General features: G+C 65.4%; 15 protein-coding genes. 11 read left to right on the top strand and 4 right to left on the bottom strand.

What is annotated here, in order from left to right; all coding sequences use genetic code 11:
- Window positions 1-114: 114 nt before the first annotated feature.
- Window positions 115-1,110, top strand: a complete 996-nt coding sequence (locus tag EVC45_RS28550; RefSeq protein ID WP_129961542.1) for a LysR substrate-binding domain-containing protein — start codon at window positions 115-117, stop codon at window positions 1,108-1,110.
- Window positions 1,111-1,235: 125 nt separating this feature from the next.
- On the opposite strand, the gene EVC45_RS28545 is transcribed toward EVC45_RS28550, so the two are convergent.
- Genes EVC45_RS28545 through EVC45_RS28535 form a run of 3 tightly spaced genes read right to left on the bottom strand, consistent with a single transcriptional unit; the run spans window position 1,236 to window position 4,655 of the window.
- Window positions 1,236-2,258 (bottom strand): XdhC family protein, encoded by a 1,023-nt coding sequence (locus EVC45_RS28545; RefSeq protein WP_129961541.1) that lies wholly within the window; start codon window positions 2,256-2,258, stop codon window positions 1,236-1,238.
- Between the two features lie 19 nt (window positions 2,259-2,277).
- Window positions 2,278-3,717 carry an aldehyde dehydrogenase family protein gene (locus EVC45_RS28540; RefSeq protein ID WP_129961540.1) on the bottom strand — a complete coding sequence of 480 codons (1,440 nt, stop codon included), beginning with the start codon at window positions 3,715-3,717 and terminating at the stop codon, window positions 2,278-2,280.
- Entirely contained in the window at window positions 3,714-4,655 is a 942-nt protein-coding gene (locus EVC45_RS28535; protein ID WP_129961539.1) for a LysR family transcriptional regulator, read from the bottom strand. Before EVC45_RS28535 ends, EVC45_RS28540 begins: the two co-directional genes overlap by 4 nt.
- Before the next feature lie 278 nt (window positions 4,656-4,933).
- Here EVC45_RS28535 and EVC45_RS28530 point away from each other — a divergent pair, with 278 nt between their 5' ends.
- From EVC45_RS28530 to EVC45_RS28485, 10 genes are all read left to right on the top strand, one after another.
- The gene (locus EVC45_RS28530; RefSeq protein ID WP_129961538.1) at window positions 4,934-6,427 is read left to right on the top strand and encodes a UbiD family decarboxylase; all 1,494 of its coding nucleotides are present in this window, start codon (window positions 4,934-4,936) and stop codon (window positions 6,425-6,427) included.
- Window positions 6,420-7,034, top strand: a complete 615-nt coding sequence (locus EVC45_RS28525; RefSeq protein ID WP_013093433.1) for a UbiX family flavin prenyltransferase — start codon at window positions 6,420-6,422, stop codon at window positions 7,032-7,034. Before EVC45_RS28530 ends, EVC45_RS28525 begins: the two co-directional genes overlap by 8 nt.
- Before the next feature lie 4 nt (window positions 7,035-7,038).
- Window positions 7,039-10,080, top strand: coding sequence for a molybdopterin cofactor-binding domain-containing protein (locus tag EVC45_RS28520; protein WP_129961537.1), 3,042 nt, complete (start codon window positions 7,039-7,041; stop codon window positions 10,078-10,080).
- Window positions 10,077-10,898, top strand: a complete 822-nt coding sequence (locus EVC45_RS28515; protein WP_129961536.1) for a xanthine dehydrogenase family protein subunit M — start codon at window positions 10,077-10,079, stop codon at window positions 10,896-10,898. The genes EVC45_RS28520 and EVC45_RS28515 overlap by 4 nt, the downstream gene beginning before the upstream one ends.
- Window positions 10,895-11,431, top strand: a complete 537-nt coding sequence (locus EVC45_RS28510) for a (2Fe-2S)-binding protein (RefSeq protein WP_248295289.1) — start codon at window positions 10,895-10,897, stop codon at window positions 11,429-11,431. The genes EVC45_RS28515 and EVC45_RS28510 overlap by 4 nt, the downstream gene beginning before the upstream one ends.
- The gene (locus EVC45_RS28505; protein ID WP_129961534.1) at window positions 11,424-12,998 is read left to right on the top strand and encodes an AMP-binding protein; all 1,575 of its coding nucleotides are present in this window, start codon (window positions 11,424-11,426) and stop codon (window positions 12,996-12,998) included. The genes EVC45_RS28510 and EVC45_RS28505 overlap by 8 nt, the downstream gene beginning before the upstream one ends.
- A gap of 6 nt (window positions 12,999-13,004) precedes the next feature.
- Entirely contained in the window at window positions 13,005-13,811 is an 807-nt protein-coding gene (locus EVC45_RS28500) for an enoyl-CoA hydratase/isomerase family protein (protein ID WP_129961533.1), read from the top strand.
- A gap of 45 nt (window positions 13,812-13,856) precedes the next feature.
- Window positions 13,857-15,578 carry a GMC family oxidoreductase gene (locus tag EVC45_RS28495; protein WP_129961532.1) on the top strand — a complete coding sequence of 574 codons (1,722 nt, stop codon included), beginning with the start codon at window positions 13,857-13,859 and terminating at the stop codon, window positions 15,576-15,578.
- Window positions 15,579-15,645: 67 nt separating this feature from the next.
- Complete coding sequence (locus EVC45_RS28490) at window positions 15,646-17,022, top strand: MFS transporter (protein ID WP_129961531.1); 1,377 nt, start codon at window positions 15,646-15,648, stop codon at window positions 17,020-17,022.
- A 61-nt stretch (window positions 17,023-17,083) separates the two neighbouring features.
- Window positions 17,084-17,785, top strand: a complete 702-nt coding sequence (locus EVC45_RS28485; protein WP_129961530.1) for a sterol desaturase family protein — start codon at window positions 17,084-17,086, stop codon at window positions 17,783-17,785.
- Here the strand turns inward: EVC45_RS28485 and EVC45_RS28480 are convergent.
- A complete protein-coding gene (locus tag EVC45_RS28480) occupies window positions 17,782-18,702 on the bottom strand; it encodes a LysR family transcriptional regulator (RefSeq protein WP_129961529.1) in 921 nt (306 codons plus the stop codon). The genes EVC45_RS28485 and EVC45_RS28480 overlap by 4 nt on opposite strands.
- Between the last annotated feature and the right edge of the window lie 197 nt (window positions 18,703-18,899).

Raw genomic sequence — 18,899 nt, 5'->3', positions numbered from 1 at the left:
ACCGCCCGCCTCGAAATGCAGGGCGACTGCTGCATAGTAGGATTGTTCGGTATGCTTTTATAATGAAAAATAACGCAAGATCTATATCGATACGGAATACGTGGAGGCGACATCGTGAGCTCGGCACTTCATCCGGACACCGGCGCGGGGGCTGTCGCGCCGGGCCGCTTCGACCCCGCGCGCCTGAAGACGCGCCAATTGGCCCTGATCGTTCAGCTAGACACCCATCGCTCGGTATTGCGCGCGGCGGACGCCGCGCACATGACCCAACCCGGCGCGACCAAGTTGCTGCGGGAACTGGAAGAGACGATGGGTGTGCCATTGTTCGAACGGCATCCGCGCGGTGTCGAGCCCACCTGGTACGGCGAGGTGCTGATCCGCCATGCGCGCAGCGTGCTGGCGGAATTGCAGCACGCGTACGACGAAGTGTCCGCGCTCAAAGCCGGCCTGACCGGGCAGGCGATGATCGGCACCGAGGTCACGGCCGCCACCAACCTCGTGCCGCGGGCCGTGGCGCTACTCAAGAAGCGCTTTCCGCAGATTCGCGTCAACATCGAGATGGAGTTCAGCGAGGTGCTGGTGCAGCGCTTGCAGGAAGGCAAGCTGGATATGATCGTCGCGCGAATCCGCAATCCGGACGATCTGGCGGAACTGCACTACGCCCCGCTCGCAGAAGCTCAGCACGCGCTGTTCGCGCGCGTTGGCCATCCGCTCGCCAGGCGTAAGACTCTCAGCTGGAACGAACTGGCGCCGCAAACGTGGATCCTGCCGCCGAAGGGCAACGTAATGCGCAATCAGTTCACGCAACTTTTTCTCGAACGGCAGCTCGCGTTGCCGACGGATGTGGTCGAGAGCTCATCGCTGCCTGTCATCACGAGTCTGCTGCAGATTAGCGATATGATCGCGCCGCTTGCGCTCGAGCCGGTGCGGCCGTATTGCATTGCCGGCGCGCTCGAACCGCTGCCGTTCGAGCTCGATCTGAAGCTAGGGCCGGCGGGCATCGTCACACGGCGCGGGGACAGGCTCTCACCGGGTGCGCGCGCGATGCTGCAAGCGCTGCGCGAGGCCGCCGGATTCGATACCGGAGCCCCCGACGCCGACAACGACTGACTTACCTCGACGGGACTCAGCGCAGGCCGTCCACGGCGAAGGGGCGCGTGGCGGTGGATTTCCTGCGCCAGCGGTTGGGCGATGGACCGCTCGCCTTACGGCGCCTGTGGCGAAATCGGTTCCGCTTACAAGGCGTCACAGCCCGCCGCGTTGCCCGCCATCTCCCGGACCGCCTTGGCGCCTTCGACCCGCAGCAGTTCCGGCAACGACACGCCGTTTTTCGCGGCCGTCAATTCGGCCAGTATCGACAGGGCGATCTCCGGTGGCGTCCGGCTGCCGATGTAGATGCCCACCGGTCCGTGCAGGCGCGCGAGTTCTTCGTCGTTGAGATCGAACTCCTTCAGGCGCTCGCGCCGCGCGGCGTTATTGCGACGCGAACCGAGCGCACCCACGTAGAACGCAGGCGTTTTCAGCGCTTCCATCAGCGCGAGATCGTCGAGCTTCGGATCGTGCGTCAGCGCGATCACCGCAGAGCGTTCGTCGAGCTTCATGTCCATCACGGTGTCGTCGGGCATGGCGCGAACGAGGGTCGTGCCGGGCACGTTCCACTCGTCCGTATATTCCTCGCGCGGATCGCATACCGTGACCTGATAATCGAGCCCCACCGCGATGCTGCACAGATAGCGCGACAACTGTCCCGCGCCGATCACCAGCATCCGGTAACGGGGCCCATGGATGCTCAGCAGCGTCGTCCCATCGAACAGAAGGCCGTCCGTCGCCTGCGCGGGTTCGAGGCGCGCAGCCCCCGTCGCCATGTCGAGCGTGCGCGCTACGAGCCTGCCTGCCTCCACCGCTGCACACAGCCCGGCGATACCGCTCGCGAGCGTCAACGGCTCCAGCACGAGCTGAATGGTGCCGCCGCAAGGCAGGCCGAAGCGATGCGCCTCCTGCGCGCTGACGCCGTACTTCAGCACCTGCGGACTTTCCTGTTCGATGCCTCGCTGCCGCACGCGATCGATCAGATCGTCTTCGATGCATCCGCCCGACACCGACCCGACCACCTGCCCATCGGCGCGCACCGCGAGCATCGCGCCCACGGGACGCGGCGACGATCCCCATGTCTTCACGACCGTCACCAGCAGCACGCGATGCCCGTCTGCCAGCCATCGCGCGCTGCTTTTCAGGACTTCGAGATCCACGCTATCCATTGACTCGCCTCCTTGCCCTTCACCGCAACGGCGCGATACCTTCCGACACGCCGGCCGGCATGCAGATGTGCTTCAACTCGGTGAAGTCCGCCAGCGCATCGTAGCCGTGCAGCCGACCCAGCCCACTTTGCCGATAGCCGCCCGTTTCGGCTTCGGCGAACAGCTTGTTGTGGTCGTTGATCCACACCGTGCCGTTGCGCAGCGCACGCGCGACGCGCAATGCGCGCGCTCCGTCGTGCGTCCATACGCTCGCCGAGAGACCGAAGACCGTGTCGTTGGCTTTCTCGATCGCTTCCATTTCGTTCTCAAAGACTTCCAGGGTGACGAACGGGGCAAAGATCTCGTCCTGACAAAAGAACGCCTTCGGATCGTCATGCTCGACGAGCGTCGGCGACAGAAACGCGTGCCCCGAGCAAGTGCCTCGCAACAGCACACGCTCGGCCATTGCGCACGCGCGCTCGATCGTCCGTGCCACCGCATCGCGCGTCGTGCCGTCGATGAGCGCGCCGATATCCGTCGCCGGATCGATGCCCGGTCCGACCCGCAGCGACGCAAGCGCCGACGCGAGGTGCTCGCGCATTTGCGCGGCGCGCGACGCATGAACCAGCACCCGGCGCGCCGCAGTGCATTGCTGCCCGGAGATGATCGTCGCGGCGCGCGCGAGACGCGGCGCGATCGCCGCGACATCGGCATCGTCGAAGACGACGCAGCATGACTTCCCGCCAAGTTCGAGCGACAGCTTCTTCATGCTGTCGGCAGCGGCCGCCATGATCTGCTTGCCCGTCGCCGTCGATCCCGTGAAGCTCACCACGTCGACGCCGTGCGAATCGACGAGCCGCTGGCTGGCCGCGTATCCCCGTTCGTTGACGAGGTTCACCGCGCCTTCAGGCAACGCCGTGTGTTCGAAGCAGCGCAACATCGCGGCCGTGAGCAGCGACGTTTGCGCCGCCGGTTTGACGATCGCCGTGCAGCCGGCCGCGAGAGCGGGCGCGAGCGAGCGCACGAGCAGCACGGCGGGCGCATTCCAAGGCACGATAATCGCCGCGACGCCGGCCGCTTCGCGCAGCATCGTCGATATCGTGCCCGGTTCCGGTTCGAGCACGTGCCCGGCAATATGGCGCGCGAGCCCCGCGTAATAGCGCACTTCCGATATCGCGCCGGCAATCTCGCCGCGCGATTGCGCGATCGCCTTGCCGTTTTCGCGCGTGAGCAGCGTCGCGAGCACGTCGCGTTCGGCTTCGAGCGCCGAAGCCCAGCCGAGCAGCACGTCCTGGCGCAAACGCGCGTCCTGCGCCCATGTCGTGCGATCGAACGCGTGGCGAGCGGCGGCGATGGCGGCATCGGCTTCGCTCGATCCGCCGTCGGCGAACCGGCCGATGGGCTCGCCCGTCGCGGGATCGATGCTGTCGAGGTTGGGCGTGCCGGTCCATTCGCCGGCAATCCAGTGTCGTGCGTTCATGAAGATCGTTCCTTGATGGTGTGTGAGGGCTCGTCGCCCGACCGGCTCGACGCGCGGTGCAACTCGTCGCCGATGATCTCGATCAGTGCTTCCGCCGCCGCGCTCAACGGGCGGCGCGGATGATTCACGCAGACGATGTGCCGCACGATGCGAGGCGCCAGAATCGGGTACGCGCGCAACGTGCCGTGCCGCGCGGCGCGCTCGACGACGATGCGCGGCAAAATCGTCGCAAAGCGCGTGTGCTCGACGAGCTTGAGAATCGTCGAAAGCACGTCGATCTCGAAGCGCGGCGCGAGCAGCACGTCCTCGTGTTGCGCGGCGCTGTCGAGCACGCCGCGCAGGCCGTGACGTTTGGTGGGCAGCACGAGTTCAAGTTCGGGCAATTGCGCGAGTTCGATTGCATGCGGCAAGTCGGGGCCATGCGCGGCGCTGGTGGCTAGCACCATCTCTTCGTCGAGCAGGGGGCGCGAGTCGAGCGACAAGCGCGCGCGCGGCTTGTTGATGAGGGCGGCATCGAGCTGCCCGCCCGCCACCCAGTCGATGAAGGTCGCGCTGTAGCCATCGGCGACGGTGACCTCGACATCGGGGTAACGCGCGTGAAAGCGCGACAGCGAATCCGCGAGCACGCTTTCCGTCACCGATGCGATCAGCCCGATGCCGACATGCCCCGTCACCACTTCATCGCGCTGCACGAGTTGCTGCCGTGCGTGGGCAAGGTCACGCACGATCGGTAAGAACAGGCGGTACATCAGCCGTCCCGCGGCGGTCGGCGCCATGCCGTGTGCGCCGCGCTCGAACAGCTGTTGATGCAGTTCGTCCTCGAGCTTGGCGATCTGCATGCTCAGGGCCGGTTGCACGATGTTCAGCCGCTTCGCGGCACGGGTGACCGAGCCGTCCTCGAATAGTGCGATGAAGTACTGGATTTGCTTGAGATCCATGTTCCCTCGGGGCATCAGCGATGCTAATGGGGCGCGGTGACATTATCACCCTGCGTTCATCGACGGTGCAGGGCCCCTTTTGGTAGTACGCCCTTCAGCACGGGCGTGCGTGAGCGGTCTATTGATACGTAACTGTAAGACCGCTGTCATCCGGGCTAACACCGATATAACGACGAATGATTCGTCGCATCAGTAAACAGTATTAGATGTTATGGCGCGATCTCGCTACGCTTCATCCCATGCGCTTGCTACGGTAGCGCGCACAGATGGAGACGCTGATGAACACACGCGATGCCGCAACGCGCGGCATTCCCTCATTCGCCCGAGCACGGGATCACGCCGACACCAGCTCGCTGTCGCTGCGCGACTGGCTCGCGCATCTCGCGAAAACCGGCCGTGTCGCGACGATCGACAAGCCCGTCGCGCTCGAGCACGAACTCGCCGCCATTGCGAAACGGCTCGACGGCGAACAGGCTGCTTTTTTCACGCAGCCGCGCGGACATGCGATGCCCGTCGTGAGCGGCTTCATGTCGAAGCGCGCGTGGATCGCCGAAGCGATGGGCGTCGATGAATCCGCATTGCTCGCGCATTTTTCCGATGCGGCGGCTGCACCGCTCACATCGAAACTGATTCAGCGTGAGGACGCGCCCTGTCAGCAAGTGGTGCATACGAGCGGCATCGATCTTCACGCGCTGCTGCCCATTCCCACGCACAGCGAACACGACAACGGCCCGTACATCACCGCCGGTCTCGTGATCGCGCGCAATCCGCGCACCGGCGTGCAGAACGTCTCGATCAACCGCATTCAGGTGCACGGCCCGGATCGCATGGCGATTCTGCTGCTGCCGCGTCATCTCTACGCATTCCAGCGCGACGCGGAAGCCGCGGGCGATGCGCTCGACGTCGCGATCGCGATTGGCGTCGATCCGCTGACCATGCTCGCGTCGCAAGCGATCACGCCGATCGATCACGACGAACTCGAAATCGCGGGCGCGCTGCACGGTGCGTCGCTGCCTGTCGCGCGATGCGTGACGAACGGCGTGCACGTGCCGGCGTTCGCGGAGATCGTCATCGAAGGGCGCATTCTGCCGAACGTGCGTGAGCCGGAAGGTCCGTTCGGCGAATTTCCCAAGTACTACAGCGCGAAGGAAGCACGCGAAGTCATCGAAGTGACGGCCGTCACGCATCGGCGCGATCCGATCTTTCATACGATCGTGCCCGCCGAAATGGAGCATCTGCTGCTCGGCGCGATTCCGCGTGAAGCCACGTTGCTCGCGCATCTTCAGCGCAGTCATCCCGCCGTGAAGGACGTGCATCTGTCGGTGGGTGGCGTGTGCCGCTATCACCTGTGGGTGCAATTCGACAAGAAGCGCGAAGGCGAAGCGAAGAACGTCATTCTGTGCGCGTTCGGCGCGCATTACGACATCAAGCAGGTCGTCGTCGTCGATACCGATGTGAACGTGCACGATCCTGCCGAAATCGAATGGGCCATCGCGACGCGCTTCCAGGCAGACCGCGATCTCGTCGTGATAGCAGGCGCGCAAGGCTCGCCGCTCGATCCGTCGACGACGGTCGGTCAGCCCGACGATGCGCCGTCGCATCTGCAAGGCGTCAGCGCGAAGATGGGTCTCGATGCGACCCGCCCCGTCGTCTATCCCGCGCATGTGTTCACGCGCGTGCGCATACCGGGGCAGGACACGGTCGACCTGCAAGCACTCGTCGCCGCCGACAACAGCGCGTTCGACGCCTATCTGTCACGCGATCATGGCTGAACGAAAGAAACGCATCGTCGTCGGCATTTCGGGCGCAAGCGGCGCGGTGATCGGCGTGCGTTTGCTCGCCGCCTTGCGCCGGCTCGGCACGCATGAGACGCATCTCATCGTGTCGTCGTCGGGCGCGGTGACGGCCGCCCAGGAACTCGGCCTCGCGCGCGGCGATCTCGAAGCCGCTGCCGACGTCGTGCACAACGTGCGTGATATCGGCGCGGCCGTGGCGAGCGGATCGTTTTTGACCGAAGGCATGGTGATCGCGCCATGCTCGATGAAAACGCTCGCGGGCGTCGCGAACGGCTTCGCGGACAACCTGCTGACGCGCGCCGCCGATGTGATGCTCAAGGAGCGCCGCCGCCTCGTGCTGGTCGCGCGCGAAACCCCGCTCAATCTCGCGCATCTGCGCAACATGACGCTCGCCACGCAAATGGGCGCGATCGTGATGCCGCCGGTGCCCGCGTTCTACGCGCATCCGCAGACTATCGACGACGTGGTCGACCACACTGTCGGGCGCATTCTCGATCTGTTCGAGATCGAGCACGACGAGATTGCGCGCCGCTGGAGCGGTCTCGCCGATGAATTCGGCGGCCGCGCCGCACGTGAGGAGTAAGGTCATGAATCAGCGCGAAACCGCATTTGCCGACATGGACGCGCGCGTCGCCGGCAACGAGGCGCGCGAAGCGAGCGCACCGCAGCGTCACATCGGACGCTCGATGCAGCGCCTCGAAGACCCGGCGATCCTGACGGGCCGTGGCCGCTATTGCGACGACATCGCTGTCAAGCCGGGCACGCTGCACGCCGCGATTCTACGTTCGCCGCACGCGCACGCGGACATCCTGTCGATCGATACGCAAGCCGCGTCGAAACTCGCGGGCGTGCGTGCCGTGCTCACGCGCGACGATTTGCGTCCGTGGTCGCGACCGTTCGTCGTCGGCGTGAAATCGCCGATGGAACAGTGGGCGCTCGCGATGGACCGTGTGCGCTACGTCGGCGAGCCGGTTGCGGTCGTGATGGCCGAATCGCGTGCGCTCGCGGAAGACGCGCTCGATCTGATCAAGGTCGACTACGCGATGCTCGATCCCGTGACGTCGATCGAACAGGCCGCGAAGGACGACGCGCCGGTGCTGCACGAACGCGTCGGCAGCAACGTCATCAGCGACCGGCATTTCCGCTACGGCGAGCCCGAAGCGGCCTTCGAGCGCGCGCCGCATCGCGTGAAGCTGGTCGCGCATTATCCACGCAACACCTGCGCGCCGATCGAGTGCGGCGTGGTCATCGCCGAGTATCTTTCGGGCGAAGAAGGCTACGACGTCACGTCCAATTTCATGGGGCCGTTCTCGCTGCACGCCGTCATGGCGATGGCGTTGAACGTGCCCGCCAATCGGCTGCGTCATAAGGCTCCGCGCGATTCCGGCGGCAGCTTCGGCGTGAAGCAGGCGGTGTTTCCGTATGTCGTGCTGATGTGCCTCGCGTCGCGCAAGGCCGGCGCGCCGGTGAAGTGGGTCGAGGATCGGCTCGAACACCTGAGTGCGGCGACATCGGCGACGGCGCGTCTTTCAACCATAGAAGCGGCGGTCGAAGCCGATGGCCGGATCGTCGCGCTGTCTTACGATCAGTTGGAAGACGTGGGCGGCTACGTGCGCGCGCCCGAGCCGGCGACGTTCTACCGGATGCACGGCTGCCTGACGGGCGCATACGCGATCCCGAATCTGCTCGTGCGCAATCGCGTCGTGCTGACGAACAAGACGCCGACGGGGCTCGTGCGCGGCTTCGGCGGCCCGCAGGTGTACTTCGCGCTGGAGCGGCTGATCCAGCGTATCGCGATCGAACTGAAGCTCGATGTGCTCGACGTGTATCGCCGCAACTTCGTTCCCGCCGATGCGTTCCCGTATCGCGCAGCGGCGGGCGCCCTGCTCGATTCGGGCAATTATCAGGAAGCGCTGCGCCGTTCACTCGACGAAGGCGGATACCGGGAACTCGTTGCGCGCCGCGACGCCGCGCGCAACGAAGGGCGGCTGTATGGCATCGGCTTCGCGGCGATCGTCGAGCCTTCGGTATCGAACATGGGCTACATCACGACCGTGATGCCAGCCGACGCACGCAAAAAAGCCGGGCCGAAGAACGGCGCGATCGCGAGCGCGACCGTCAGCGTCGATCTGCTCGGCGGCGTGGTCGTCACGATCGCATCGACGCCCGCGGGCCAGGGCCACATGACCGTGTGCGCGCAAGTCGTCGCCGATGTGCTCGGGCTCGATCCGAAGGACATCGTCGTCAACGTCGAATTCGATACGCACAAGGACGCCTGGTCCGTCGCGGCAGGCAATTATTCGAGCCGCTTCGCGGGCGCGGTGGCGGGCACGGTGCATCTCGCCGCGACGCGCGTGCGCGACAAGCTCGCGCGCGTGCTCGCGAAGCAGTTCAACTGCGCGCCCGGCGACGTGCGCTTCGAAGGCGCGCGCGTCTTTCCGCACGACGCCGAAGACCGCGCGCTGCCGTTCGCGCGTGCCGCGAGCAATGCGCCGCACTGGGCGCCCGCGCTCCTGCCCGCAGGCGAAGAGCCGGGCCTGCGCGAAACCGTGTTCTGGTCGCCGCCGCACATGGATGCGCCCGACGAACAGGACCGCATCAATACCTCGGCGGCATATGGCTTCGCGTTCGACATGTGCGGGGTCGAAGTGGATCGCGCGACGGGACGCGTGCGCATCGACCGGTATGTGACCGTGCACGACGCCGGCACCCTCCTCAATCCCGCACTCGCCGATGGCCAGATTCGCGGCGCGTTCGCGCAAGGCCTCGGCGCGGCGCTGATGGAAGAGTTCCGCTACGGCGCGGACGGCAGCTTCCAGTCGGGCACGCTCGCCGACTATCTGATGCCGACCACCTGCGAAGTGCCCGATCCGCTGATCGTGCATCTGGAGACGCCTTCGCCTTTCACGCCGCTTGGCGCGAAGGGTCTCGGCGAAGGCAACAACATGAGCACGCCGCCGTGCATCGCGAATGCGGTGGCGGACGCGCTTGGCGTGGAAGACATTCGCCTGCCGCTCACGCCGCCCAGAGTGATGGCGATGATCGGCATGGACGATCCCGAACCGTCGCGGCCGGAATATCGCGAAGCGCCCGCCGCGAAGCCGGCGACGCCAGGCGGCGGTCGCGCACTGACGGCGCAGGGCGCGGTCGACCTGCCCGCGACACCCGAAGCCGTGTTCGCAGTGCTGCTCGATCCGAAGGCACTCGCTAACGTCATTCCCGGCTGTCACGCGCTCGAAGAGACGGCGCCGAACCAGTATCACGCTGACGTGACCGCCGGCGTCGGCATGATCAAGGCGCGTTTCGAGGCGCGCATCGGCTTGTCGGAGATCGATGCGCCGCGCCGCCTGCGACTCGCCGGCTCGGGAATCTCGCCGCTCGGCAGCGCGCGCGGCAGCGGTCTCGTCGAACTGACGCCGCAAGGCAGCGGCACGCGGCTCACATACGACTACGAAGCGCAGGTGTCGGGCAAGGTTGCGGCGGTCGGCGGCCGGATGCTCGAAGGCGCGGCGAAGGTCGTGCTCAAGCAGTTGTTCGCATCGCTCGGACGGCAGGCGGCGGGCAAGCCCGTGCAAGCGCACGGATCGTGGATCGCAAGACTCCTTGCACGTTTCAGGAGGCACGCATGAAGCCCGCACCATTCGATTACCTGCGCGCGATGACCGCGCAAGACGCGCTCGACGCGCTCACGCAATACGGCGAAGACGCCCGCGTACTGGCGGGCGGCCAGTCGCTGATGGCCGTGCTCAATATGCGGCTCGCGCAGCCGAAGGTGCTCGTCGATATCTCGCGCACCGCCGAACTCGATGCCGTGCGCGTGGACAAGCAGGCGGGGCGTCTCGTGGTGAACGCAGCGGCGACGCAAGGCAGCGTCGAATGGCGCAGCACGCTCACCGACGAAGCGCCGCTGCTCGCGATGGCCTTCCCGCATATCTCGCACTTTCAGATTCGCAATCGCGGCACCGTGTGCGGATCGATCGCGCATGCGGACCCGAGCGCGGAGTTGCCGCTCGTGCTTGCGGCGCTCGGCGGTGACGTGATGCTGCGCTCGCGAAAGAGGCGCCGCACGCTCGCGGCGCAGGACTTCTTTCAGGGAATGCTGATGACCGCGCGCGAGCCCGATGAACTGGTTGAGGCGGTGCGCTTCCCGCTGCGCAAGGAAGGCGAGCGCTACGCGTTCGCCGAATTTTCCGCGCGGCACGGCGACTTCGCGATCGTCGCGTGCGCGGCCGTGGTCACCGACGAGTCGATCCGTATTGCGGTCGGCGGCGTCGCGGACCGGCCGGTGACGGAGCAATGGCCGCGTCTGCGGGGCGACGACCTGCGCGGCGCACTGAACGATTTGAGCTGGAAACTGAACGCGCAGGACGATGCGCAGATCAGCGCGGCATATCGCCGGAATCTGGTCCGGCAACTCGGATGGCGCGTGATCGAGGAGGCAAAGTGAGCAGGATACCGGACACCATCATGCGGCACGGCGAAGCGCGGCGCATCGCGCTGACGCTGAACGGCCGCGAACGAAGCGGCTATTGCGAGCCGCGCGAACTGCTGTCGGACTTCATTCGGCACGAACTGGGCGCGACGGGCACGCACGTCGGCTGCGAACACGGCGTGTGCGGCGCATGTACCGTGCAGGTCGATGGCGTCGCGGCGCGCTCGTGCCTGATGCTCGCGGTGCAGGCCGACGGACGGCGTATCGATACCGTCGAAGGCCTTGCGCCCGACCAGACGCTCGGCGACCTGCAGCAGGCATTCCAGCGGCATCACGCGCTGCAGTGCGGCTTCTGCACGGCGGGCATTCTGATGTCGTGCGCGGATTATCTGCGGCGCGTGCCCGATCCTTCCGAAGAGCAGGTGCGCGAGATGCTCTCGGGCCATATCTGCCGCTGTACGGGCTACACGCCCATCGTGGCCGCCGTGCTCGACGTAGCGGCGCGCCGCCGGGCCGAGGCAAGCGCGAAGGAGGCCGAACATGCTTGATCTCGGACGTACGTTCCTGCAAAGCGTCGAGCGCAGTCCGAACGCGCTCGCGCTCGTCGACGGCGATGTGCAACTGACCTACGCGCAGTGGCATCGCATGATCCTCAATGTCGCCGATGGCCTGCGCGAACTGGGCCTGGAACACGGCGACCGGCTGCTCGTCGTCCTGCAAAACCGCTGGGAAATGGCGACGCTGCATTGGGCCGGACAGTTTGCGGGCATCGTGATCGTGCCGCTCAACTGGCGGGCGAAGCCGGAAGAAGTCGACTACTGCGTGACCGACGCGGGGGTGAAGGCGATCGTCTACGAACCCGTCAGCGCGGATTCCGTCGTGCAGAGCGCCGCCGCGCAAAAAGTGCCGCGCGTCGGACTCGACGATCCGCCCGGCCGCACCAACACCTTCGATGCGCTCATCGTCGAACGAACGCGCAGTGGAGAGGTGACCGACACGACGCACGCCACCGCCGACGACATTTCGCTGATCCTCTATACGTCCGGCACGACGGGCAAAGGCAAGGGCGTGCCGCGCCGGCATCGGCATGAACGCGCGGGCGCGCTCGCGCACGTCGCGCAGAACCTGTACAGGCGCGGCGAGCGCACGCTCGGCGTGATGCCGCTCTATCACACGATGGGCGTGCGCTCGCTGCTCGCGATGGCGCTCGTCGATGGCCTGTTCGTCTGCGTGCGGCGCTGGAACGCGAAGCTCGCGCTCGATTGCATTTCGAAGCACACGCTCACCTGCCTCTATCTCGTGCCGACGCTCTATCACGATCTGCTCGCCGACAGCGCGTTCGCGAGCACGGACACGTCGTCGGTCAGAAAGCTCGGCTTCGCGGGCGCGCCGATGAACGACGGCCTGCTCAAGCGCCTCTCGGCCGCGTTCGAGCCGGAGCTCTTCGTCAATCACTACGGTTCGTCCGAGGTCTACACGTTCAGCATCGACCAGGACGCGACAAAGAAGCCCGGCAGCGCGGGCCGCGCGGGCATCAATACGCGGCTTCGCGTCGCGAGACTCGATGCGCTCTCGCCCGATGAGATCGCCGAGGCCGGCGAAGAAGGACAGATCATCGTGGACCTGCTCGGCGACGAAGCCTTCGAAGGCTACTGGAATCGCCCGGACGCGAATGCGAAGTGCCTGCGCGAGGGCTGGTACTTCACCGGGGACACGGGCTATCTCGACCGCGACGGCGATCTGTATGTGACGGGCCGCGTCGACGACATGATCATCAGCGGCGGAGAAAACATCTCACCGGTGGATATCGAATCGGTGCTGTCGCTGCATCCCGCCGTCGATGAAGTCGCGGTCGCGGGCGTCAAGGACGAGCGCTGGGGGCAGCGCGTGGTCGCGTTCATCAAGCGCCGCGAGTACGTCGATTCCGCTGCGCTCGATGCATGGTGCCGCCAGTCGGACCTCGTCAACTTCAAGCGCCCGCGCGATTACGTGTTCGTCGACGACATTCCGAAGTCGCCGGTCGGCAAGATTTTGCGCCGCAAGCTGCAAGCGGGCGAGTACACGCCCGATTCACACGCCCTGCCCGCGCAACCTACAGCAACCACCAAGGAGTAACCCACAATGAGTGATCTCAACCATCGCGGCCAGACGCTGCTGCAAGACCTCGACGGCTTCTCGGTCGAAATCGACGCGCAGCGCGAGCGCGCCGACATCATCCTGCATCGGCCGCCGTTCAACGTCATTTCGATGCACGCACGCGATCAGTTGCGCGCCGTATTCGAAGCCCTCGACGAGGACGACCGCGTGCGCGTGATCGTCGTGCGCGCGAAGGGCGAGCATTTTTCGAGCGGCGGCGACATCAAGGGCTTTCTCGAAGCCTCGCCGGAACACGTGTCGAAGCTCGCGTGGAATATCGCGGCGCCCGCGCGCTGCTCGAAGCCGGTGATTGCGGCCAACCGCGGCTTCTGCTTCGGCGTGGGCTTCGAGTTGTCGCTGGCGTGCGATTTCCGGATCGTCACCGATACGACATTCTATGCGCTGCCGGAGCAGAAGCTCGGCCAGATTCCCGGCTCGGGCGGCTCGGCGCGTTTGCAGTCGATGGTCGGCATCGGCCGCACGAAGGACATCGTGATGCGCTCGCGCCGCATTCCCGGCAAGCAGGCGTGCGAGTGGGGCATCGCGGTCGATTGCGTTGCGGACGCCGAACTCGAAGCGGCGACGGACGCGCTCGTCGACGAACTGCGCGCATTCTCGCCGCTCGCGCAACGTACCGCGAAGAAGCTCCTGAACGATTCGGAAGACGCGCCCTTGTCGATCGCGATCGAACTCGAAGGCCATTGCTATAGCCGTCTGCGCTCGTCGGACGATTTCCGCGAAGGCGTCGAAGCGTTTCATGGCAAGCGCAAGCCGGTGTTTCGCGGCAACTGATACCTGACACGCCGCGCGGCGGACGAGACAAGAGGAGACAACGCGATGAATCGCTTCGACTACGTGATCGTAGGCGGCGGCTCGGCCGGATGCGTGCTCGCGCATCGGCTGTCGGCGGCGCCGTCGGTGCGCGTCGCGCTGATCGAGGCGGGCGCCGATACACCGCCGGGCGCGGTGCCCGCGGCGATTCTCGACAGCTATCCGATGCCCGTCTTCTGCGGCGACGCGTACATCTGGCCCGATCTGAAAGCGAGGGCCACGCAGCACGCCGCGCCGCGCGTCTACGAACAGGGCCGCGTGATGGGAGGCGGCTCGAGCATCAACGTGCAATCGGCCAATCGCGGCCTGCCGCGCGACTACGACGAATGGGCTGCGAACGGCGCCGAAGGCTGGTCGTGGCGCGATGTGCTGCCGTACTTTCGCAAGCTCGAACGCGACGTGAACTTTCCCGGCGGCGAATTGCACGGCAGCGACGGACCGGTTCCGATCCGCCGGATCATGCCCAAGGACTGGCCGGCTTTCTGCCATGCATTCGCTAAGGGTTTGCGTGCGAACGGCTTCGCGGAACTTCAGGACCAGAATGGCGAATTCGGCGACGGCTTCTTTCCGGGCGCATTCTCGAACCTCGACGACAAGCGCGTGTCGACGGCCATCGCCTATCTCGATGAAGCCACGCGCAAGCGTCCGAATCTCAGCATCTATTCGAATTTGCGCGTCGAGCGCATCGTGATGGAAGGCGCGACGGCCCGCGGTGTCGTCGCGATCGCGGCGAACGGCGAGCGCGTGTGTTTCGATGCGGGCGAGGTGGTGCTGAGCGCGGGCGCGTTGCAGTCGCCCGCGATGCTGATGCGCGCCGGTATCGGCGATGCTCGCCAACTCGTCGCGATGGGTATTCCTTGTGTGGCCGACCTGCCGGGTGTCGGACGCAATCTGCAGGATCATCCGTCGCTCACGTTCTGTCATTTTCTCGAGCCACGTTTTCGCATGCCGCTCGCGCGCCGCCGCGCGAGCATGATGGCCGCGCGCATGAGTTCGGGGGTCGCGGGCTGCGACGAGTCGGACCTGTATCTGTCGAGCGCGACGCGCGCCGCGTGGCATGCGCTCGGCAACCGGCTCGGCCTCTTGTCCCTCTGGTGCAACCGGCCGTATTCGCGAGGCCGCGTGCAACTGGCATCGCCCGATGCGGCCGTTGCGCCGCGTGTCGATCTGAATCTGCTCGACGACGAACGCGATTTGCAGCGGCTCGCCGCCGGCGTGCGGATGCTGGCGCGCGTCGTCGACGCATCCGGTCTTGGCCGCGATTCACGTGACTTCTTCCCGGCCGCGTTCTCACCGCGCGTGAAGGCGCTGAGCAAGGTCGGCAAAGGCAATGCGCTTCTGACTTCGATCCTCGGTGTGCTGCTCGATACGCCCGCGCCGCTGCGGCGTCTGCTGATCGAACGCTTCTTCACGCGCGGCCTGCAGATGACTTCGCTGATCCACGACGAGCGCGCGCTCGCCGATTTCATCCGCGCGAACGTGTTCGGCGTGTGGCATGCGAGCGGCACGTGCCGCATGGGCGGCGCGCAGGACCACGACGCGGTCACCGATACCGAAGGCCGCGTGCGAGGCACGTGCGGGCTGCGCGTCGTGGATGCGTCGCTGATGCCGCGACTGCCATCGGCGAATACCAACATACCGACCATCATGATCGCCGAGAAGATCGCCGATGCGATGGTCGCCCAGCGACGGGCGAGCGTGGCATCGCCGTTCGCCGCCGCGCACTGACGATTTTTCAACCTCGACAAGAGCGCGCATCCAACAAAGCGCGCCTGTGACACACAAGGAGATGCAAATGTCTGTAGCAGCGCAAGACGGGGCCACCGTGCTTCCGGTCAATCAGCGCCAGGTGATGGGCGCTGTGATGGCCTCATGCTTCGGCTGGGCCCTCGACCTGTTCGACCTGTTCGTATTGTTGTATGTGGCGCCGGTTGTCGGGCGTCTGTTCTTTCCGTCCGAACATGCGATGCTCTCGCTCGCTGCGGTGTACGCGTCCTTCGCGGTGACGCTGCTGATGCGCCCGCTCGGTTCCGCGCTGTTCGGCTCCTATGCCGACCGTCATGGCCGCAAGGGTGCGATGATCGTCGCGGTCGTCGGCGTCGGGCTTTCGACGGCGGCCTTCGGCGCGCTGCCGACGGTCGCCCAGGTCGGGCTCGTGGCTCCGGTCCTGTTTCTGCTGCTGCGTCTCGTGCAGGGCGTGTTCGTCGGCGGCGTGGTCGCGTCGACGCATACGATCGGCACCGAATCCGTCGCGCCGAAGTATCGCGGCGCGGTGTCCGGTCTCATCGGTGGGGGCGGGGCCGGGCTCGGCGCGTTGCTCGCATCGCTCACGTATCTGGCGATGTCCGCGGTCTTTCCCGGCGATGCGTTCGACGCTTGGGGCTGGCGTTGCATGTTCTTCACAGGCATCCTGAGTTCGGTGCTCGGTCTCTTCGTGTTCAACGGTCTGGAAGAATCGCCGCTCTGGAAGAAGCTCGCCGCGGAAAAAGCTGCAAAATCCGCTGCACAGAAGAAGATCGTCAACGCCGATAAGGCGCGCTCGCCGATCCGCACGCTGTTCTCGCGGGAATATCGCGGCGTGCTGTTCGTCAATCTGCTGCTGACTATCGGCGGCGGCAGCGGCTACTACCTCACATCAGGCTATCTGCCGACCTTCCTGAAAGTCGTGAGTCATGCGCCGAACGGCGCCGCCGCCGCGATCCTGATGATCTGCAGCGTGGCCGTGGTGATCGCTTCGGTCGCGGCAGGGCACGTCAGTACGTTCATCGGACGCAAGGGCGCGTTTATCTGGATCGGCATCATCCGGCTCATCGCGATGCCAGCGCTGTTCCTGCTGCTGCCGACGGCGCAAAGCATCACGATGGTCGGCGTCTACGCGGTGCTGCTTTCCGCGCTCGGCAGCGCCGGCTATGCACCCGTGCTGATCTTCCTGAACGAACGCTTCCCGACCGCGATCCGCGCGACCGGCACGGGTCTGTCCTGGAACATCGGCTTCGCGATCGGCGGAATGATGCCGACCTTCGTTTCCCTCGTCGCGAAGGACGCGGGCCAGTTGCCGTCGACGCTCGCGATCTTCGTCGGTGCGATCAGCGTGATCTTTCTCGTGGGCGCGTTCGTGGTGCCCGAGACGCTCGGCAAGCTCGAAGGCGGTTCCGCGCGCAGTCGATCCTGAGTCATTGGACGTAACGGCGGACGCCAACGGGCGCACGCCTTCACTATAGCCGGAGACATCGATGAAATACGAAGAAGACGTTCGTGCGCGTTCCTACAAGTTCCGTGACGAGTATGTCAATGCCACGCCATGGTGGTATCGCGGCGAAATGCACCTCGGCTTCACATTACTCTTCACCGGCGGCGTGATCGTGTATTGCCTGATGCAGCTTCATGCACCGACGCTTGCCGAATGGCTGGCGGTCATTCCGCTCTTTCTGTTCGGCAACTGGGCGGAATGGGCGGCGCACCGCTACGTGCTGCATCGTCCGACGAAGTATTTCAGCATGATCTACAAGCGCCATTGCGCGGTCCATCACCGGTTCTTCACGCATGTGACGCTTGAATACAAGGGCCACCGTCACTGGCGCGCGCTGCTGTTTCCGCCTTTTGCGCCGGTTGCGTTCGTGCTGGCGGCCGTGCCGTTCGCGCTCGTGATCGGGTTCGTATTCTCCCGCAACGCAGGTTACGTCGCGCTGCTCACGATGGCGGCGTACTTTCTGATGTACGAGGGCCTACATACGCTCTCACACGTCACCGACAGCCCGTTGCTCGACCGCGTTCCGCTCGTCAACACGGTGCGGCGCCTGCACGCCACACACCACGATCCCGAAGTGATGGCGACACAGAACTTTAACCTCACGTTCCCGATCTGCGACACGCTGTTCGGCACGCGAAGCGACGTTCCGAGCCGTGCGCGCGAACAGTTGGAACGCGGCCGCTAAGGCGCCTGTTTCCCCAAAACACCCGTCGTCACGCGCTTTATCTCATCAGTGATAATCGTGATGAGCGCCTGGGCGGCCGGTCCGATCGGCCGCTTCGGATGCGTGACCTGAATGATGTGGCGCACGATCGGCGGCGACGCTATCGTGCGTGCGCGCAAGCGCCCTTCCTCCACTTTCGCCTGCACGACGACGCGCGGCAGGATGGTCGCGACACCGCTCTGCTCGACGAACTGCACGATGGTGCTGAGCAGATCGATCTCGAACTTCGGCTTGATGACGACGTCAGCCGCCATCAGCGCGGCATCGAGCGCGCCGCGCAGGCCGTTGCGGCGCGTGGGCAACACGAATTCGATGTCCGACTGCTGCGTGAGATCGATCTCGTCGGGCAGCTTTGGGCCGTGCTCCACGCTCGTCACCAGCACCATTTCCTCGACCAACAACGGCTCTACGTGGAGCGTCAGCCGTCCGCGCGGCTTGTTGATGATGGCGGCATCGAGCCGGCCCGATTCGACAGCGTCGATCAGCTGCGCGCTGAAGCCATCGGCGACGGAGACTTCGACTTGCGGGAAAAGCGCATCGAATCGGGCGAGCGATTCGGGCAATACGCTCTGCGCCTCCGACGACACCATTCCCAGCGACACGCGGCCCGTCACGATGACATCGCGACGGCTCAGGTGTTCGCGTGCGTGATCGATGTCGCGCATGATCGGCGTGTAAAGGCGGTACATCAACCGCGCGGCTTCGGTCGGCGCCATGCCGTGCGGCCCCCGCTCGAAGAGCTTCTGCCGAATCTCCGTTTCGAGCTTGGCGATCTGCATGCTGAGCGCCGGTTGCGCGATGTTGAGCCGCCTGGCGGCGCGCGTGACGGTGCCTTCTTCGAAAAGCGCGATGAAGTACTGGATCTGCTTCAGTTCCATGGGACATGGCGTATACGTGACGGGCCGACGAAGATAGTACCGCGCACCGTCTTTCATGAGGTGGGCGTGGTATGGCTAACCCACGCGATGCGGATCACCGCTTGCTCATCGCCAAACGCGGTCAGTTCGACTGACCGGGTAACCGCAGAATCGTGACACAGCTGAGCAGAAACTGGAAAGAAGCGCGCGCGGGCCAT

The organism is Paraburkholderia sp. UYCP14C (genome assembly GCF_004197395.1).
Classification (GTDB): Bacteria; Pseudomonadota; Gammaproteobacteria; order Burkholderiales; family Burkholderiaceae; genus Paraburkholderia.
Note: the sequence above shows the minus strand (reverse complement) of the source record. Positions and strands in the feature narration are given on the sequence as shown.